The 17161-nt window shown below is 54.7% G+C and carries 15 protein-coding genes; 4 read left to right on the top strand and 11 right to left on the bottom strand.

The genetic code is table 11. The features are described from left to right. Positions 1-42: 42 nt before the first annotated feature. The 3 genes from J3P34_RS04635 (at position 43) to J3P34_RS04625 (ending at position 4696) form a co-directional block, all read left to right on the top strand. Entirely contained in the window at positions 43-1467 is a 1425-nt protein-coding gene (locus J3P34_RS04635; protein WP_210486627.1) for an FAD/NAD(P)-binding protein, read from the top strand. Between the two features lie 140 nt (positions 1468-1607). Next, a complete protein-coding gene (locus J3P34_RS04630) occupies positions 1608-1895 on the top strand; it encodes a YciI family protein (RefSeq protein ID WP_210486625.1) in 288 nt (95 codons plus the stop codon). A gap of 155 nt (positions 1896-2050) precedes the next feature. Next, a complete protein-coding gene (locus tag J3P34_RS04625; protein WP_210486623.1) occupies positions 2051-4696 on the top strand; it encodes a cation-translocating P-type ATPase in 2646 nt (881 codons plus the stop codon). A 149-nt stretch (positions 4697-4845) separates the two neighbouring features. On the opposite strand, the gene J3P34_RS04620 is transcribed toward J3P34_RS04625, so the two are convergent. Beyond that, positions 4846-5688 (bottom strand): transglutaminase-like domain-containing protein, encoded by an 843-nt coding sequence (locus J3P34_RS04620; RefSeq protein ID WP_210486621.1) that lies wholly within the window; start codon positions 5686-5688, stop codon positions 4846-4848. Continuing rightward, positions 5685-6428, bottom strand: coding sequence for a proteasome-type protease (locus J3P34_RS04615; protein WP_210486619.1), 744 nt, complete (start codon positions 6426-6428; stop codon positions 5685-5687). Before J3P34_RS04615 ends, J3P34_RS04620 begins: the two co-directional genes overlap by 4 nt. A 425-nt stretch (positions 6429-6853) precedes the next feature. On the opposite strand from J3P34_RS04615, the gene J3P34_RS04610 reads away from it, so the two are divergent. Beyond that, complete coding sequence (locus J3P34_RS04610) at positions 6854-8413, top strand: protein adenylyltransferase SelO (protein WP_210486617.1); 1560 nt, start codon at positions 6854-6856, stop codon at positions 8411-8413. Between the two features lie 311 nt (positions 8414-8724). Here the strand turns inward: J3P34_RS04610 and J3P34_RS04605 are convergent, their stop codons facing one another. From J3P34_RS04605 to J3P34_RS04565, 9 genes are all read right to left on the bottom strand, one after another. After that, a complete protein-coding gene (locus J3P34_RS04605; RefSeq protein WP_210486614.1) occupies positions 8725-9267 on the bottom strand; it encodes a hypothetical protein in 543 nt (180 codons plus the stop codon). Positions 9268-9526: 259 nt separating this feature from the next. Continuing rightward, positions 9527-9739, bottom strand: coding sequence for a heavy-metal-associated domain-containing protein (locus J3P34_RS04600; protein ID WP_210486612.1), 213 nt, complete (start codon positions 9737-9739; stop codon positions 9527-9529). 78 nt (positions 9740-9817) lie between these two features. Then, positions 9818-12064, bottom strand: a complete 2247-nt coding sequence (locus tag J3P34_RS04595; protein WP_210486610.1) for a heavy metal translocating P-type ATPase — start codon at positions 12062-12064, stop codon at positions 9818-9820. A 319-nt stretch (positions 12065-12383) separates the two neighbouring features. After that, a complete protein-coding gene (locus J3P34_RS04590; protein WP_210486608.1) occupies positions 12384-13442 on the bottom strand; it encodes a flavin-containing monooxygenase in 1059 nt (352 codons plus the stop codon). A gap of 347 nt (positions 13443-13789) precedes the next feature. Next, a complete protein-coding gene (locus J3P34_RS04585; RefSeq protein WP_210486606.1) occupies positions 13790-14158 on the bottom strand; it encodes a four-helix bundle copper-binding protein in 369 nt (122 codons plus the stop codon). Positions 14159-14287: 129 nt separating this feature from the next. Continuing rightward, positions 14288-15229 carry a cation diffusion facilitator family transporter gene (locus tag J3P34_RS04580; RefSeq protein WP_210486605.1) on the bottom strand — a complete coding sequence of 314 codons (942 nt, stop codon included), beginning with the start codon at positions 15227-15229 and terminating at the stop codon, positions 14288-14290. Positions 15230-15547: 318 nt separating this feature from the next. After that, complete coding sequence (locus J3P34_RS04575; RefSeq protein ID WP_210466595.1) at positions 15548-15877, bottom strand: four-helix bundle copper-binding protein; 330 nt, start codon at positions 15875-15877, stop codon at positions 15548-15550. A gap of 166 nt (positions 15878-16043) precedes the next feature. Beyond that, positions 16044-16613 carry an AraC family transcriptional regulator gene (locus tag J3P34_RS04570; protein WP_210486603.1) on the bottom strand — a complete coding sequence of 190 codons (570 nt, stop codon included), beginning with the start codon at positions 16611-16613 and terminating at the stop codon, positions 16044-16046. A 133-nt stretch (positions 16614-16746) separates the two neighbouring features. After that, positions 16747-17079 (bottom strand): hypothetical protein, encoded by a 333-nt coding sequence (locus tag J3P34_RS04565; protein ID WP_210486601.1) that lies wholly within the window; start codon positions 17077-17079, stop codon positions 16747-16749. Between the last annotated feature and the right edge of the window lie 82 nt (positions 17080-17161).

Genomic DNA, 17161 nt, shown 5'->3' with positions numbered 1-17161 from the left:
CATAACCCCCATCGCGTTCTCTTTACAGCTTATATAAGACCTATGGAGCATACAAGCATCGCCATTGTTGGAGGAGGATTAAGTGGGACCCTGACGGCCATTCACCTGTTGAAGGCAGCCCGAAAAGCCACCACGGTGTATTTGCTGGAAAAAGAGGCCCGGAAACTGCATCGGGGAGTGGCCTACAGCAGCAGTCTGCCTTTCCAGCCCCTGAATGTGCCGGCGTCCCGCATGACCTTGTTCCCGGAAATGCCCGACCATTTTGTGGATTGGCTCCGGGAACACCAAACTGACTATGCGGGTCAGTTGCCTTCGCCAGTGACCCCAGATGCTTTTATCCAGCGGTGTATTTTCGGCGACTACGTGGAAGATTGCCTGGCCTCCGCGGAAGCCAATGCCTACGAGGGAGTGAAGTTGGTGCGGGTAAACCAGGAGGTGATCTCTTTGGAGAGAAGAACCAGTGGCCCTTCCTTTGTGGTGTCCCTCAATACCGGAAGTTGGTTGTCGGTGCAGAAAGTGGTGCTGGCCCTGGGCAACCTGCCGCCCGTGGAAATTCCCATTCCCAACAAAGCTTTCTACAAAAGCTCTCTGTACAAAGCCTCGGCCTGGTCTCCGGAAATTTTGAATGAACTGCCGCTTCAGGCCCCTTTATTGCTGCTGGGCTCCAGTCTGACCATGGTAGATCTGCTGGGCAGCCTGGTTAAGAAAGGGCACCAGGGCAAGATATACGTGGTGTCTCGGCATGGCTTGCTTCCGCAGGCCCATCAGGTAGACACGGTGCCTTACCCTGTGGCTCCGGTGCGTCTACAGAATCCTCTTTCCCCTTTGAAAGCGATGCGCCTGCTCAGAAAAGAAATCAGCATAGCCGCCCAAAAGGGATACTCCTGGCACAGCGTGGTAGATGCCCTGCGGGATTCTCTCTCCGGTATCTGGCAGAATTTTTCCCTCCAGGAGAAAAAACAGTTTCTGCGTCATGTAAAACCCTATTGGGAAATCCATCGGCACCGGATGCCGCTTTCCTCTTCTCACATGCTCCGGCAGCTACAGGAGAAAGGGCAATTAGAGGTCAAGGCCGCCTCCCTGGTAGACCTCCACGCCAACGGGGAAATGGCCCAAGCAGAGATCAGGAAAAGGCAAAGCACCGATACCCAAACGCTGGAGGTAGCCATGGTCATCAACTGTACCGGTCCGCTCTGTGATTACACCAAAAGCCAGCACCCGCTGATTCAACAACTGCTGGAACAAGGTTTGATACAGGCAGATGAGTTAAAAATGGGCATCACGGCTACAAAGGAGGGGAATGTGCTCAATGCCGCCGGTTTGCCCGTGGAGAACCTGTTTGCCATAGGCCCCCCGCTGAAAGGAATGTTGTATGAGTCCACGGCCCTGCGCGAGATAAGGCAACAAGCGGCTTCCCTGGCCAGCCTGCTTTTATTTGGCGAGACCATGCTGGCGGCAGCCCTGTAGACAAGCTGGTTTTGAGATGGCGCCTTGCCTGGCTTGAATCCTGAAGTGCTGTTTCCAGGCCCATTTCTGGAAAACGACCTGGAAACAAGAAGTAGCCGAAAGATGCTGTAGTTTTACCGGCGTCTAATTTTTTTAATCCTATGTTCCTGATTGAACTCACCTACAAAGCACCTTTTTCAGAGATAGAGCCGTTCCTGCCAGAGCACATGGCCTTCGTGGAGAAGGGCTTCGCCAGTGGCTTGTTCCTGGCCTCGGGCCGAAAGGTACCCCGCGACGGCGGTCTCATTTTCTGCAAGGCAGACAGCAAAGGCCAGGTAGAGGAATTCATGCAGGAAGACCCGTTCGTGTACCAGGATCTGGTAGAACTGAGGATAGTGGAGTTTGTGGCGTCCCGCGCCGAGGCCGGTATGGAAGCCCTGTTGGGTTGATTCGTTTTAGGGCTGTTTTTGGCAAATCGGCTCAGAACCAGGTACAATCCAGGGTAGAATAGTGATCAGAAAGCGGAGGCTTGTCGTTTTTTTCCGTAGTACCGGGTAAGCAGACAGGGACTTCTGCTTTTTACTTCAAACCAAACCCAGTTTCCATGGATTTCTACCAACGCCCCACAGAGGAGATTTTGCGGGAACTTCAATCTTCTCCCCAGGGACTCACCGCCGCCGAGGCCCAGACCCGGCTCCAGACCCACGGCTACAATGAACTCAAAGAGGCCGAGAAAGACTCTGTCCTGAAACTGCTGCTGGAGACTTTCAAAGACCCCATGGTGATTGTGCTGCTGTTTGCCGCCGCCGTGCAGTTGGTCCTGGGCGAAGTTATAGAAGCGGTCATCATCTTTGCCGTGCTGGTGCTCAACGCCATTGTGAGTGTGGTACAGACCAAGAAAGCCGAGGGCGCCCTGGATGCTCTGCGCCAGATGTCGGCCCCCTCGGCCAAGGTGCTGCGCGAAGGCGTCACCAACACCATTCCGGCCCGCGAACTGGTGCCCGGCGATCTGGTAGTGCTGGAGGCCGGCGATTACGTCTCCGCTGACGGGCGCTTGCTGGAGAGCGGCTCCCTGCGCACCGATGAAGGCATGCTCACCGGCGAGTCCTTGCCGGTGGAGAAGCACGTGAACCCCATTCCGGAGGAAGTTGCCCTGGGCGACCGCAAAAACATGGTGTACAGCGGCGCGCTGGTGGTCTACGGCCGGGGCGCGTTTGTGGTCACCGCTACTGCCACCAAAACCGAGATTGGGAAAATAGCTGATCTGCTGGCCACCGCCGAGTCAAAGCAAACCCCGCTACAGCGCAAACTCGCCGATTTCAGCAAAAAATTGGGTTGGGTCATTCTGGCGCTGTGTATCGTCATCTTCGGGGTGGAGGCCTTCCGCGTTTGGACTGGTACCGCGGCCCAGGACACCACCGGAGCCTTGCTCAAAGCCTTCATGTTTGCCGTAGCCGTGGCAGTGGCCGCCATCCCCGAGGCGCTTTCCTCCATCGTGACCATTGTGCTGGCGGTAGGCACGAACAAAATGGCCCGGCGCCACGCCATCATCCGCAAGCTGCCCGCCGTGGAAACCCTGGGCTCCACCAGCGTCATCTGCACCGATAAAACGGGCACGCTCACCCAGAACAAAATGACGGTGGTAGACTATTATGTGCCCGGCAAATCAGAAGACGAATTTCCCGATGACCCCTCGCGGTGGACAGCTGAGGAACGCCGGCTCATGCAGGTGGCCGTGCTCTCCAACGATGCCCAGATCAACGAAGACGGCGCCGAACTGGGCGATCCCACCGAGGTGGCCCTCATCGCGTTCAGCAACAAGAAAAACCAGCCTTACCAGCAATTGCGGGAGGAGTTCGGGCGCGAAGACGAGTTGCCCTTTGACTCTGACCGCAAACTCATGTCTACCGTGCACACTATTGAAGGGCAACGGCTGATGCTGACCAAAGGCGGCCCCGATGTGGTGTTCTCCCGCTGTTCCCGCGTGCTCATTGACGGCGAGGAGCAGCCCTTCACCCCGGAACTCCAAGAAGAGGTGAGGGAGCAGAACGAGAACTTCTCTAACCGGGCGCTCCGCGTGCTGGCCTTCGCCTACAAACCGCTTTCTAATGGCGCCTCCATTTCCTTTGAAGACGAAAACGACCTGGTGCTGGTGGGCATGAAAGCCATGATTGATCCGCCGCGCGAGGCCGTGTACTCTTCCATTGAGGAAGCCAAACGCGCCGGCATCCGCACGGTCATGATCACCGGCGACCACAAGACCACCGCGCAGGCCATCGGGAGGGACATCGGGTTAATGGACGAGGACGATATCGCTTTGACCGGCCAGGAACTTGATGCCCTTTCTGAAGAGGAACTGGACCAGAAACTGGAGCACATTGCCGTGTACGCCCGCGTGTCGCCGGAAAACAAGATCAGGATTGTGCGCGCCTGGCAGCGCAAAGGAAAGATCACGGCCATGACCGGCGACGGCGTGAACGATGCCCCCGCCCTGAAACAAGCCGACATTGGCATTGCCATGGGCAGCGGCACCGATGTGGCCAAAGACGCTTCCGCCATGATCCTTACGGATGACAACTTCGTGTCCATTGTGAGTGCCGTGGCCGTGGGACGGACCGTGTTTGACAACATCAAGAAAGCCATTGCTTACCTGTTCGCCGGGAACCTGGGCGCCATCATCGCCATTCTGTTTGCTTTGGCCCTGGACTGGATCAACCCATTCACGCCCATTCAGTTGCTGTTCATCAACCTGCTCAATGACTCTTTGCCCGCCATCGCGCTAGGGGTGGAAAAGCCGGAACCTAATGTGATGCAGCGCAAACCCCGGGACATCAACGAAGGCATTTTCGCTGGCGATACCCTGCGCTCGGTGCTCATGCGGGGCCTGCTGATTGGTACGGCGGTGATTGTCTCGCAGTGGCTGGGCTTGCAGCAATCGCTGGAGATGAGCGTGGCCATGGCCTTTACCACCTTGATCCTGGCCCGGACCCTGCAGACCTTTGCGGCCCGTTCTAACACCCAAACCGCCTTCGGGGCCGGGTTCTTCCAGAACAAATACCTGTGGGGGGCCGTGCTGCTCTGCTTCGGGCTGTACGGGCTTACGGTGCTGCCGGCGCTTCGGCCTATCTTCTCCATTCCCGCGGATTTCGGGTGGGAAGAATGGCAGAAAGCCGCCGGTCTGGCCTTTGGCGCCGTGACCTTGATGGAAGTCTGGAAGCTGATGCCGTGGGTATCCAGGAAAAATAAATAAGATGAGAGTTGCTGGGGAAGGTCTAAGAAACTAGAGCACCTGATTCCTGATCGATTTCCTGAAATCAGGCTTAAATCAGTTTAACTTTGGTTTTAGCCTGATTTCAGGAAAACGCCCTTCAAACAAAACACTCATTAAAACGCTGGCCTTTAGGAAAACGAGTAGCCTTGTGAGGTGCTATCACTGTCTACGGCTTCAAAATCAGAATCCAGCAGGGTGACGCTTACTTCATGGTCCTGGAACTGGAGGTTGCCGAAAGTGCTGGCGAAAGCGGTCTCGGTGGCATCGGCGCCGGAGGCTATCTTCACCATTCCGTTGAGGGGTGCCATTTTAGTAGCGTCCAAGAGAACCCAGTGACCGCCCAGGTAGGCCTCAAAACAGGCGTGGAAGTCCTGGGGCTGCAGTCTGTAAGAATACGCGGTCACATACCGGGCCGGAATGGTGAGGGCGCGGCACAGGGCCACTCCCAGGTGCGCGAAATCACGGCAGACGCCCACTTGTTCGGTGATGGTATCAAAGGCCGAGGTATGCGGCGTAGTGTAGCCACCGCTATATTCCACGTTTTCATGAATCCAGTCGCGCACGGCCATGACCTTGTTAAAGCCGTGGTAAATGTGCCCGAATTTATGGTGCGCAAACTTGTACAGGCGGTCTGACTGGCAATACCGGCTGGGGTGCAGGTACCGCAGCACCGAGGCAGGCATCATCGGGATGGCCACATCTGCCAGCTGTTCGGCAGCGATGGTTTTTATCTCATTCTCCACCTTGGCAGAGAAGGCAAACGTGACCGTGCCGGCGTCTGGCACCTCAAGGATTTTCATGCGCTTTTCGCCGGCCGCCGCGAGCACTTCCTGCATGGTTACGCCGGGTACTGCCTCAAAGACCTCCTCCCATACAGTTTGCGTTTCAGATTTGAAGGGTAAAATGCTCAAGATGACGGAGGAAGAAGAAATGATGTCATACTTCATCTTGACAGTTACCGCTAATTTCATAGGTGGTCTTCAGTAGGCACGGGAATCTTGTTGAAAGCAGCCTCCATCCAGGTGTCCGGAATTTTGTTCAAGGCAGATTTCAGTTCAGAGGCCCATTGTTCAGAGATACTTTCCAGGTCTTTTTTGGTGTACCGGTGTTCTACCATCTCAAAACTGTTGGAACGGTAGAGCACGACATCAATGGGAAAGTCTACGTCATTGGCGCTGACGCGGGTGGAATCAAATGATAAAAAACCGGTTTTCAGGGCCAGTTGCATAGAAGAATCATCGGTTAGGGTGCGGTTCAGGATGGCTTTGCCGTGGCCGGAGTTGCCAATCACCACAAACGGGGCGCCCTGGCCCAGTTCTACCCAATTGCCCTCTGGGTAGAGCAAGAAGAGTTTGTGCTCATCGTCATCCTTCAGCTGCCCGCCAATGATGGTATGCAGGTTAAACCTGAGGCCCGCCTGTTCCAGCTCTTCTTTGTCTTCTTTGGCTGCCCGTTTTACCTGCGCCCCAAAGTCATTGACCGCTTTGTACAGCTTGTTGTGCCCGGGCCCGCTTTCCATGAGCTCCTGGAAGTAGAGCACCGCTTTGTCCCGCACCGACCTGAGGCCGCTGGTCATGATGAAGAGCGAATGCTGCCCGTGTTGCTGAATGTAAATTTTCTTTTTCTCTGTGGTATCAGAGCCCGCGGTAATTCTGGTGTCTGCTATGGCAACCAGCCCCTCTTTCACTTTTATTCCTAAACAGTAAGTCATAATAAGCCTCCCTTCTGCCAATAAGTACCTGGTGTAAACAAAGTAATATTCTAAACCGGTTATAGTTAAAATATTGTAAATAAGGTAAGTAATGGATTTAAAGATAGGAAAGATTAACGTAGGTATTTGCCGCAACACCATGTTTTTGCCGAAGCCAATTGGATACAAGCCCATCAATAGATGCCTGAGGACGAATTTGCCTGTGTTTGTAAGGCGGGGATGCTTCTGGTGAAGAGAGTATCATCTGGTAAACCAGAGCCGCAATAAGGTAGGGATAGGATCTTCTGATAGAAACCCGTTCTTTGAAAAAGATTGAGGGCTAAACTCAACTACTTTCTCTTTATTTCTGTTAAAAGAAAGCTCTGCTGGTATCTTTTGTGAAATGAAGGACAACTAGCCGGAAGCGCACTTATATCCAGAAACGTATGCAGTCTTTAAGCGAAAAAGAATATAAAAATGAGTTTGTCCAAGCCTTTGACGGTGATGACAGCGGCAACGTGAAACCGCGCCAGACACCGGGCGTCCTGTACAGCAAAGCCTTGCCCACCCCGGTCAGGAAAGTGGAGTTACTGGCCTGGTCTGAAGAACTGGCGCAGGAACTGGGCATTGAGAAACCCACTGATCAGAAGGACATCGACATTCTGGGCGGAAACCACGTGGCGCCTTCTATGTACCCGTACGCTGCCTGCTACGCCGGACACCAGTTCGGGAATTGGGCCGGGCAGTTGGGCGACGGTCGGGCTATTACGCTGGGCGAGTGGTTGGCGCCGGACGGCAAATCCTGGGAACTGCAGCTGAAAGGCGCAGGCCTCACGCCCTATTCCCGCCGGGCCGATGGACGGGCCGTATTGCGGTCCTCGGTGCGGGAATACCTCATGAGCGAGGCTATGCACTATTTGGGTGTGCCCACTACCCGCGCCCTGAGCCTGGTGTCTACCGGCGACCAGGTCCTGCGTGATATGTTCTACAACGGCAACCCTGCTTTTGAGCCCGGTGCCATTGTGATGCGGGTAGCCCCTAGTTTCCTGCGCTTCGGGAGCTTTGAGATGCCGGCCGCCAGAAGAGAGAACGAGAACCTCCAAAAACTGGTAGACTGGACCATTGACCGCTACTATCCGCATTTGCAGGGAGAGGGCCGGATTCTGGCCTGGTTTAAGGAAATCGTGGAGAAAACGGCTGCGCTCATGGTGGAGTGGATGCGCGTAGGCTTTGTGCACGGCGTCATGAACACCGACAACATGTCTATCCTGGGCCTCACCATTGACTACGGTCCGTACTCTTTCCTGGACGATTACGACCCCGATTTTACCCCCAACACCACCGATTTGCCGGGCCGCCGCTACGCCTTCGGGAAACAGGCGTCCATTGGCTACTGGAACCTGGGTTGCCTGGCCAGCGCCATCGCGCCTTTATTATCTGGTACCGAGGAACTGGTGGCTGTGCTGGAAACCTACAGCGATATCTTCCACGAGAAGTACTACACCATGATGGCTAACAAACTTGGCCTGGACGGGGTAACGGAAGGTGACCAGGAGCTCATCACCCGCTTCACCGATACCCTCTACACCCTCAACCTGGATATGACCATCTTCTTCCAGTTGCTCATGGACCTGCCGGAGCAGGTAGGCACCGAGGCCGAGGTGACCGCGCATTTCGAAGATAGCTTCTACCGGGAAATTGAAGCAGGCGAGCGCGCCACGCTATTCACCCTGATGCAGGATTACGCCACCCGCCTTAAAGCCAATTCAGGCATCCGTGAAGAAGTTAAGGAACGCATGCGGAAAGCCAACCCCAGAATCATCCTGAGGAACTACCTTCTGCACCAGGCCATAGAAGAACTGGAACGCGGCGAGAACAAGCTATTCCTGAAACTGCAGGAAGCCATGAAAGACCCGTACTCCCGCCACCACGACGAGCTTTTCGCCAAACGCCCCGACTGGGCCAGCCAGAAAGCCGGCTGCTCCATGCTCTCCTGCAGTTCTTAAGTAGACAGCACAATTTAAAAGTACACGCATTCCGTCCCCCTTTGAAGGGGTAGGGGGATGACAAAGACGCTTGAAGAACCGTCCATCTCTTACTACCGTGCAAGGGCAACCACAAGGGATTGCCCCTACATTTTGGGAATGCGTGACCTGCACGAGTAATCATCCCCCTACCCCCTTCAAAGGGGGACGATATGCGTGACTGGTAATTACTACTTGAATATGGCTTGGTAAGGAAGGATCAGTTCTATTTAGAGGCTGTTTTTAGGAAAGCCTAACAAAAACAGAGAATGGACCCTGGAAGAAAGGAGAGGTTAATACATCTCCATGACTTTCAGGGTCCATTTTTCATTAATAGTATAAGTGCCTTTTCTTAGGACGTGCAGACCTTCTCCGGCAGCGTATAGAACCACAGCGGTACCCATGGTCTGTAAACCATCCTGCCGGTCAGCTTTGTCATTGAGGTTGGTGAGGGTATTGATGGCGCCTACCAGGGTGAAGATGGTGCCCGCGGTCTTGAGGAACAGCCCGGCAAAGTTGGCTACTTTCCGGCCGCCGGTATGGTTCCGGAGTCTGATTTTTTCCACGTCTTTCAGCGGAACTTCAAGCCCCTCCACATAGAAAGAATTCCCCCTGATATCCAATACAGTCTGGGTGCGCAGGCCTTCGTCCTTGAACCGCTTAAAGGTGATCGTCTCGCCGGGGTAGATTCTGAACCGCATCAGGGTTCCGGTTTTAGATAGCAGCAGGTACCGGTGTGTGCCCGTCTGGGTTTTGAGCGAATCTCCGGTCTGGGCCTGGCAAGTACTGGTGAACCCTAAAAAGAGGAAGAACCCTAACAGAAGATATTTTGCCATGCCTATGGGGGAGTTTACCTGTAAACGATGTGCCCGCAAACTTATTCATAAATCTGACTACTTATCTGTTTGGGCAAACAATGCCTCCCTGTTTTAGAGCCGATTTCTGAAAAAGAAGCCTAAAGCTGACACGCTTCAAACCTGAATTCCGCTTTGTAAAACTGCATTCCCAAGGAAAAGAACAAGGAAGTAGCCAGCCCCAGAAACAAAAAGGCCACCTAATCTTTCAGGTGGCCTTTTTGTCAAGCCTAGCAGGAAGTTAGGCCTGCACCGGGGTGGCAGTATAACCCGCCTTGGTTACTGCCTGAATCACTTTCTCTGGGGTAACATCACCTTCCACAGTCAGGATTTTGTCTGAATTGGCGGTGTCAACAGCCCAGTTCTGGATACCAGAAGTGCTGTCTAAAGCAGGAGTCACGGCGCTAATGCAGCCGCCACACTTAATATTGGTTTTGAATTTAAGAGTCGACATAGCGGTAATTAAAAATTAGGAATTATGAATGAAGATTCAGGAATCAAGTCAAAACAATCGGCATTTAACAATCAACAATTACTTCAAAGTTAACGTCCGGAGGCGCAAACTGTTGGTAACCACAGAAACCGAGCTCAGAGCCATGACCGCTCCCGCCAGCATGGGGTCCAGCAGGAAGCCCCAGATAGGGTAGAGCAAACCCGCCGCCACCGGTATCCCGATCAAGTTGTAAATGAACGCCCAGAACAGGTTTTGGTGGATGGTGCGTACGGTGGCTTTGCTCAGTTTGATGGCGTTAGGAATGGCCCGCAGGTCTGAGTGCATAAGCGTGATTTTGGCCACGTCCATGGCGATGTCGGTGCCGCGGCCCATGGCGATGCCTACATCGGCAAGGGCCAGCGCCTGGGAGTCGTTGATGCCGTCGCCCACCATGCCCACCACCTGGCCCTGGCGTTGCAGTTCCTGGATGAAATCGGCTTTGTCCTGGGGCATCACCTCGGCTTTGAAGTGTTGCAGACCTACCTGCTGGGCTACGGCAGCGGCGGTTTGGGCGTTGTCACCGGTGAGCATGTAGACGTTCAGGCCCAGGTGCTGCATTTCCCGGATGGCCTGCGCTGATGTCTCTTTGATGGCATCGGCAATTGCGATGAGCGTGACGACCTGACCCTGCGTACCCGCGAACACCACCGTCTTGGCCTCGGATTTCAGTTTCTGGGCTGTTTTCTCCAAATCGACCGAGAAACGGAGGCCGTTCTCCTGCATCAGTTTCTCGTTGCCCAGCCAGAACGTCTGTCCCTGGTCCTGCGCCTGTACGCCCCGGCCGGTCACGCTAGCGAACTGCTCCAAGGTCGCGGCTTGCACGCCTTGCTCCGTGAGGTATTTGGAAACCGCCTCGGCCAGCGGGTGCTCCGATTGATTTTCCAACGTCAGCAGCACCGAAGCCAACTCGTTCTGGGCTTCCTGGGGAGCAGTCCAGATGAGCTCGGTAACTTCGGGTTTGCCTTTGGTGATGGTGCCGGTTTTGTCCAGCACCACGGCGGTGAGTTTATGGGCGGTCTCCAGGCTCTCGGCGTCTTTGATTAGGATTCCGTTCTCGGCGCCACGTCCCACGCCCACCATGATGGCAGTTGGCGTGGCCAGCCCCAACGCACACGGACAGGCGATAATGAGCACCGTGATCAAAGCCAGCAGCGCGTGCGTCACGTTGTTGTCGCCGCCCATTAAGTACCAGGCCGCGAAGCTGAGCAGCGCAATTCCGATGACGATGGGCACGAAGATGCCGGCCACCTTGTCGGTGAGTTTCTGCACGGGCGCTTTGGAACCCTGCGCTTCCTGCACCATTTTGATGATCTGGGCCAAAAGCGTCTCGGCGCCTACTTTCTCCGCCGAGATCTGCAGACTGCCCTTCTGGTTGATGGTGCCCGTGAACACCTGGTCTCCGGCGGCTTTCTCCACCGGAATGGGCTCGCCGCTGATCATGCTCTCGTCCAGGAACGAGGAACCGCTCACCACCCGGCCATCCACCGGAATCTTCTCGCCGGGCCGGATGAGCAACACATCGCCTACCAGCACTTGTTCAATGGGCAGTTCCACTTCCTGTCCGTTGCGCAGCGCCTTCACCGATTTCGGCTGCAAGCCCATCAGCTTCTTGATAGCCCCTGAGGTGCGGGATTTGGCTCTTTCCTCCAGCAGTTTCCCTAGCAGAATAAAGGCGATGATGACCGTGGCGGCCTCATAGTACACGTGCGGCTCCAGCCCGCGGGACAGGAAGAACTCAGGATAAATGGTGTTGAAGGCACTGAACAGAAACGCGATGCCGGTACTCAACGCCACCAGCGTGTCCATGTTGGCTTTGCCGTGGCGGGCCAGCTTGAACGCGTTCACATAGAAATTGCGCCCGAACCAGAACACCACCGGCAGGGTGAAGGCCAGCATGATCCAGTTGCCGTAGGGCATATGGTGGAAGAACATGCCAATGACCGCCACCGGCAATGACAAGGCCGCAGCCCAAATGGTTTTGGTTTTGATGCGGCGGTAGGCTTCCTCTTCGCGGGCCTGTTGGGCTTCCTGGGTGGCTTCCTCTTTCTCCAGCAACAAATCATAGCCAATGTCCTGGATGGCTCTCTGCAACAAATGCAGATCGGTGCCGGGGGCGTATTCCACCAGCGCGGTTTTATTTGCGTAGTTCACCGCGGCACTTTGCACGCCAGGCTGGGCCTGCAGCATGGACTCCACGCTCACGGCGCAGGCGGCACAGCTCATGCCATCTATAGGGAAGGTGTTCCTTATGGCAGGCTTGGTTTTTTCACTTGTAAGGGTTGCCATATCGGTAAGGTTTAACGTCAGTTTCAATTTCTATGACAAAGATACGGCTGGCAAGAGGCGGGGTCGTTACAGCTTTGTATATCCGGAGTTACATAATTTTAAGGAATGGCTGTTTTTGGCAGATTTACTGGAAAGTAGGTCGAAAACAGGAATCATAGCTTGTGAGAAACCCAACCCTGACCCTTTTAAGAGTAATTATTTTTTTCAGCTGCTTTTGCGTGTAGTGACAGGTCTACTTTATCTGATACTCCCCTCCTGGGTGGAGTAGGTTGACGTTCATTCATGGTTCCGTTGGAAGAAAGTGCAGGAGATAATGGTTTCAGCTTAACTGTTGCGCGATGAACTGGGCATCTCTGCCCGCGCCTAATAGCAGGGCAGAGCCTCGGCTCCGTTGCCAGGAAAGGCCCAGGTAAAATAATCCCGCTAATGGACTGATTCCGTTCTGGTGCACAGGAGCACCGTTTTCCGCTATTGCCCCGGGGATCTGTAGCCAATTGTAATCTGGTCTGAAACCCGTTGCCCAAAGAATACTGGTGAAGGAAGTTTGGGTACCATCCTGAAAAATGACTTGCTCCTGGTCAAATGCTCTGATCTCCGGGCGGAGTTGAACCTCTCCTTTTTGTAGCAGCATTTCTAACTCACGGCCATAGATCACATCGGCTTGCTTTAGCATCTTGTTCCCGAGGAAGGAAGTGGCCGGCGCGTAGATGGCTCCGGTCTTGGTAGCCCACCAGAAAACACTTCTGCCCAGCAATTGAAGGGAGGAAAACTGCGGCGGCCTTTTCACGGACAGGTGCACCTCGTGCGTTTGGGCTAGTTCCACGGCAAGCTGCGCCCCAGAGTTACCGGCTCCCACTACCATTACTTTTCCGGCAGGAATTTGCGCCGGGTTGCGGTACTGGGAGCTGTGCAGTTGCAGAACACTATCAGCAGGGTTTGTGCCGTAGTTGGGTACGGATGGCGTTTGGAACGGTCCGGTAGCGACTACCACTTGCCTGGCCTGAAACAATTGCTTTTGGGTTTGTACCTGGAAAATACCATTCGTTTTGGTTAAGGCTACTACCTTATGTTCTAAAGCCAAAGGCAATTGAAAACGTTGGGCGTACTGTTCCAGGTAACCGGCGATCTCGTCTTTGGTGGGGTAATGGTCTTTGGGTAGATCCAGCGGCCAGCCGGGCAAGTTGCAGTAGGGGGCAGGGGTGAACAGGCGCAGGGAATCATAGCGGTTCCGCCAGGAGTCGCCCACTCTGGAGGAGGCGTCCAGTAGCAGGAAGGTCTTTTTTTGCTGTTGCAGGTAAAAGCCAAATGCCAGGCCCGCCTGACCAGTCCCGATCACCAGAACTTCGTAGATTTCCTGCTTTTGCCAAGTTTTCTGCATCACTTTTCATCTGTGTGGAGAGGCAAAGCTAGAAACTGGGCAATCCCGAGGTCTTACACAATTATATGGAAGAGGTGCAAGATTTCGGCTTTCAGTAGCGAAGGTGCATACCGGGGAAGAGTGTCAGGAATGCGTGCGGACACGAGCCGGAGGCTCGCGCCAGCGTGGGAACTGTAGGGGCAATTCCTTGTGGTTGCCTTTCAGTTCCCACGCTGTAGGGGCAATCAAAAGGGATTGCCCCTACAGCGTGGTATAAACGAAGAAGCTCCCCTCTTAAGGCAGAGAAGGGAGCTTCTTCGTTTTGGGGCCCATTTGGTGAAAACAGGCCGAAAACTTATACAGGCATATTATGGCGCTGAGGCGTAAAGCAGATCAGCCACTGCGTCTGACTTAGGAATCAGTTCCTGGCAAACTTCAATGCATCGTCGGCAGGCAGCGGCGCAGGCCTGGCAATGATCGTGGGCGTGGCGCTCGCATTCCACGGCGCAGGCTTCGCAAATCTCCACGCACTGTCGCAGCACCAGCCGGGCGTGCTCAGACCCCTTGGAGAGAAACGAGGCGGTGAGGCTGCAGTAAGCGGAGCAGTCCAGGTCCAGGTGGATACAACGCGCCATTTTCTTGACTTCTTCTTCCTGCAGGCAGGCGGTGGCGCAATGGTCGCAGGCCGCGATGCAGGCCAACAACGCATCAATGGCCGGTTTATACTCGGTACGCATAGGCTTGAGGTTTGGTCTCCTCTTCTATACGCGATTGAAAAAGAATGGGGTTGGGGTTTTTGCCTTGCTTTTGAGAAAAGAGCCTTAAATCAATTGGGATCTGCCTGTCTCCATACCTAGGTCCTTTGCTTAGTGGTACACGCCGGCCTCTGTGCAGGCGTGGCCCTCGGCGCCGCGCTCTACCTGCAGCGTCACATGCGGAATGTGGAAATGATCGCGCAGGCCGGCCCTGATCTGGGTTAACTGGATATCAGTGTAGCCGTCTTCCACTACCAGGTGGGCAGTGAGGGAGTTCTCGGTGCTGCTCATGGCCCAGACGTGCAGGTCATGGACCTCGGCCACGCCGGGCACCTCCTGCAGATAGGTCCTGATGGCGGCTAAGTCAATGCCGTGCGGCACGGCGTCCAGGGTGAGCCGAAGCGATTCTACCAGCAGCCCCCAGGTTCCCCAGACAATCACGGCCACAATGACCAGGCTCATGACGGCATCTACCCAGTACCAGCCCGCGTAGTACATGACCAGTCCGGCTACCACCACGCCAAGGCTCACCAAGGCATCGGCGGCCATGTGCAGGTAGGCGCCCTTCACGTTGATGTCATGGTCTTTGTCACGGAAGAAAAGCAGCGCAGTACCCGCGTTGATGATGATACCTACGCCCGAGATGAGCGAGATGGCCGTTCCGTTGAGGGCTGGCGCGGTGCCCAGCCGATTGATGGCCTCCCACCCGATGGCGCCCACTGCCAGGAGCAGCAACATGGCGTTGAGCAAAGATACCAGCGTGGTGCTTTTGCCGTAGCCGTAGGTAAACCGATCAGTGGGTTTGCGCTGGGCCATTTTCAGGGCCAAGAAAGCCAGCAGCAGACTAATGACATCGGTGAAGTTATGGCCGGCATCGGTGAGGAGCGCCAGGGAGTTGTACCACCAACCGGCCCCGGCCTCTACCACCACATACAGGATGTTCAACCCGATGCCTAGAAGGAAAGCCTTGTTCAGGTGACCGGAAGCAGGCAGGCTATGACCATGCTGGTGCGCGTGGGAGTGTGCGTGTCCGTGGGAATGTGAATGTGCCATAGGGGCAAAGTGCGTTTGATTTTCTTTCATACGTAGCCGGCAGGAGAAGCTGGCATGAGAGGCAAAGAAAAGCCAAATGGAAAATCGCCCTATTACATTTTAAGGCCCCAGAGTTACAAAATTGGGTAGTAACTGCCGTCTTCAGAGCGCAAGAACTCCAGCCAATGAGGTTGCCAAGTGCCCGGTAAATAACAGGAGAAGAGATAGTTTCAAGCCCGATTTTCTAAAAACGAGCCTAATATGCAGAGCAAACTCATAGGGGATTAAAAAGAAACAGCCGGGAATACCGGCTGCTCTACTCTTGGGGCTTTCCCTGGTTTAAACCGTCACCGACCTGCAGGCCTCGGCGCAGCGGCGGCAGGCTTCGGCGCATTGCTGGCAGTGGGCATGGTCATGTTTGGAGCACTCGGTGGCGCAGATTTCGCAGACCTCAATACACTCGCGCAAGAGGTGCTTGCCGTGCGCCGAGCCCCGGGCCAAAAGCGTCAAAGTCAGGCGGCAGACATCGGCGCAGTCACGGTCGGTCTGGATACAGCGCGCCATCATTTTAACGTTTTCTTCCTGCAGGCAAGAGGTGGCACAGTGCTCACAGGCCAGGATACACTCATAGAGTGCGTCTAATACATGTCTTATTGGGGAATTGTGCATAGGGTTGGGTTAAGGGGTACAACATTCATTCACATGCACACGCTATTTCGCCGGTCGGGCAGAAAATGATTTGTTTCTTTCCGGCCCGGCCGGGCATAGTATTAGTACGCCCACTTGGGCGGGCGGTTCTTATAAAATTAGATGGTGAGTTTTAAGTGATTCCTGTCTAAGACAGGTTGTCCAGCGGGGTGCGGGCAATGGTGGGGTTCTTCTTGTAGTCTGTCACGGAGATGCCGGTGACTTTCTTGAACTGGTTGGAAAGGTGCTGCACGCTGCTGTACTGCAACCTGAAGGCAATCTCACTCAGGGTCAGCTCGCCGTAGGAGATGAGTTCTTTCACGCGCTCAATCTTGAGCCGGATAAGGTATTTCTCAATGGTGGTGCCGGTTTGTTGGGAGAAAACCTTGCTCAGGTGCTGGTAAGACATGCCCAGTTTCTCCGCCAAATACACCGAGGTGGTGATAGGCTGGTATTCTTCCTCTAGGTGGCGCTGGTACTCCAGCAGGGTGGTTTTGATGAGATCGGTGAGTTGTTCGTCTTTCTCCTGCAGCAGTTCAAAACCGTGGGCCTCTAAAGCCGGAGAAATAGCGGCTGCGTCTGGTTCCTGGTCACTGGTTACCACGGCCTCGCCCAATTTCACTTCCTGCACCGCCAAACCCTGCTGTTGCAAAACCTCCGTCACGGTGGCAATGCAGCGCGGGCAAACCATGTTTTTGATATACAGGTGGTGTTCCATGGTGCTAAGGTAATGTGCTAATTAGAAAATGTGCTGATGTGCTAATGTTTCTCCCTGGTAACATAGAAAACGCTAAAAGAGTGTAATCCACCTGCCACAACTCAGAACCCAAGACTCAGAACTCAGGACTCCTTCAGTCTTCCGGCCAATTGGCTTTGGGCACGTTCTTTTTAGGGGCCGCTGGCCGGGGCGCGGCAGACTTAGGAGACTTGGGGGCGTTTTTAGGCAGTTTTCCGGATAAGCGCATGAAAACCCAGTTCACGCCGGGCACAATCACAAAGGCGGTGCCGGCCACCATGATGAAAATACCCAGGAACGCGTTGAACAGCCGGTAGATAAAATCGCTGGTGAGCCCGAAGGCGTACAGCAGCAGCGTCATGGCCAGCAGCATACTGATGAGCGCGACAATGAGCAGGTCGCGGCGCCAGTCACGCTGGAACGGATGTCTTTTTACCTCTTTGGCCATGGTACGCTAGAAAAAAATGGTTGGAGCCTGCCCAGGCAGATGCTTCCGCTAAGATACGGCAAAGCTGGTTTTCTGCCCAAAC

This window comes from Rufibacter aurantiacus, from assembly GCF_017916345.1.
Taxonomy (GTDB): Bacteria; Bacteroidota; Bacteroidia; order Cytophagales; family Hymenobacteraceae; genus Nibribacter; species Nibribacter roseolus.
Note: the sequence above shows the minus strand (reverse complement) of the source record. Positions and strands in the feature narration are given on the sequence as shown.

Bases quoted from the DNA above. Each gene is read 5' to 3' on its own strand.
- J3P34_RS04590 (WP_210486608.1), bottom strand. From the start codon at position 13,442: ATGCAGAAAACTTGGCAAAAGCAGGAAATCTACGAAGTTCTGGTGATC.
- J3P34_RS04580 (WP_210486605.1), bottom strand. From the start codon at position 15,229: ATGGCACATTCACATTCCCACGGACACGCACACTCCCACGCGCACCAG.
- J3P34_RS04620 (WP_210486621.1), bottom strand. From the start codon at position 5,688: ATGAAATTAGCGGTAACTGTCAAGATGAAGTATGACATCATTTCTTCT.
- J3P34_RS04625 (WP_210486623.1), top strand. From the start codon at position 2,051: ATGGATTTCTACCAACGCCCCACAGAGGAGATTTTGCGGGAACTTCAA.
- J3P34_RS04575 (WP_210466595.1), bottom strand. From the start codon at position 15,877: ATGCACAATTCCCCAATAAGACATGTATTAGACGCACTCTATGAGTGT.
- J3P34_RS04595 (WP_210486610.1), bottom strand. From the start codon at position 12,064: ATGGCAACCCTTACAAGTGAAAAAACCAAGCCTGCCATAAGGAACACC.
- J3P34_RS04565 (WP_210486601.1), bottom strand. From the start codon at position 17,079: ATGGCCAAAGAGGTAAAAAGACATCCGTTCCAGCGTGACTGGCGCCGC.
- J3P34_RS04610 (WP_210486617.1), top strand. From the start codon at position 6,854: ATGCAGTCTTTAAGCGAAAAAGAATATAAAAATGAGTTTGTCCAAGCC.
- J3P34_RS04635 (WP_210486627.1), top strand. From the start codon at position 43: ATGGAGCATACAAGCATCGCCATTGTTGGAGGAGGATTAAGTGGGACC.
- J3P34_RS04605 (WP_210486614.1), bottom strand. From the start codon at position 9,267: ATGGCAAAATATCTTCTGTTAGGGTTCTTCCTCTTTTTAGGGTTCACC.
- J3P34_RS04585 (WP_210486606.1), bottom strand. From the start codon at position 14,158: ATGCGTACCGAGTATAAACCGGCCATTGATGCGTTGTTGGCCTGCATC.
- J3P34_RS04630 (WP_210486625.1), top strand. From the start codon at position 1,608: ATGTTCCTGATTGAACTCACCTACAAAGCACCTTTTTCAGAGATAGAG.
- J3P34_RS04615 (WP_210486619.1), bottom strand. From the start codon at position 6,428: ATGACTTACTGTTTAGGAATAAAAGTGAAAGAGGGGCTGGTTGCCATA.
- J3P34_RS04570 (WP_210486603.1), bottom strand. From the start codon at position 16,613: ATGGAACACCACCTGTATATCAAAAACATGGTTTGCCCGCGCTGCATT.
- J3P34_RS04600 (WP_210486612.1), bottom strand. From the start codon at position 9,739: ATGTCGACTCTTAAATTCAAAACCAATATTAAGTGTGGCGGCTGCATT.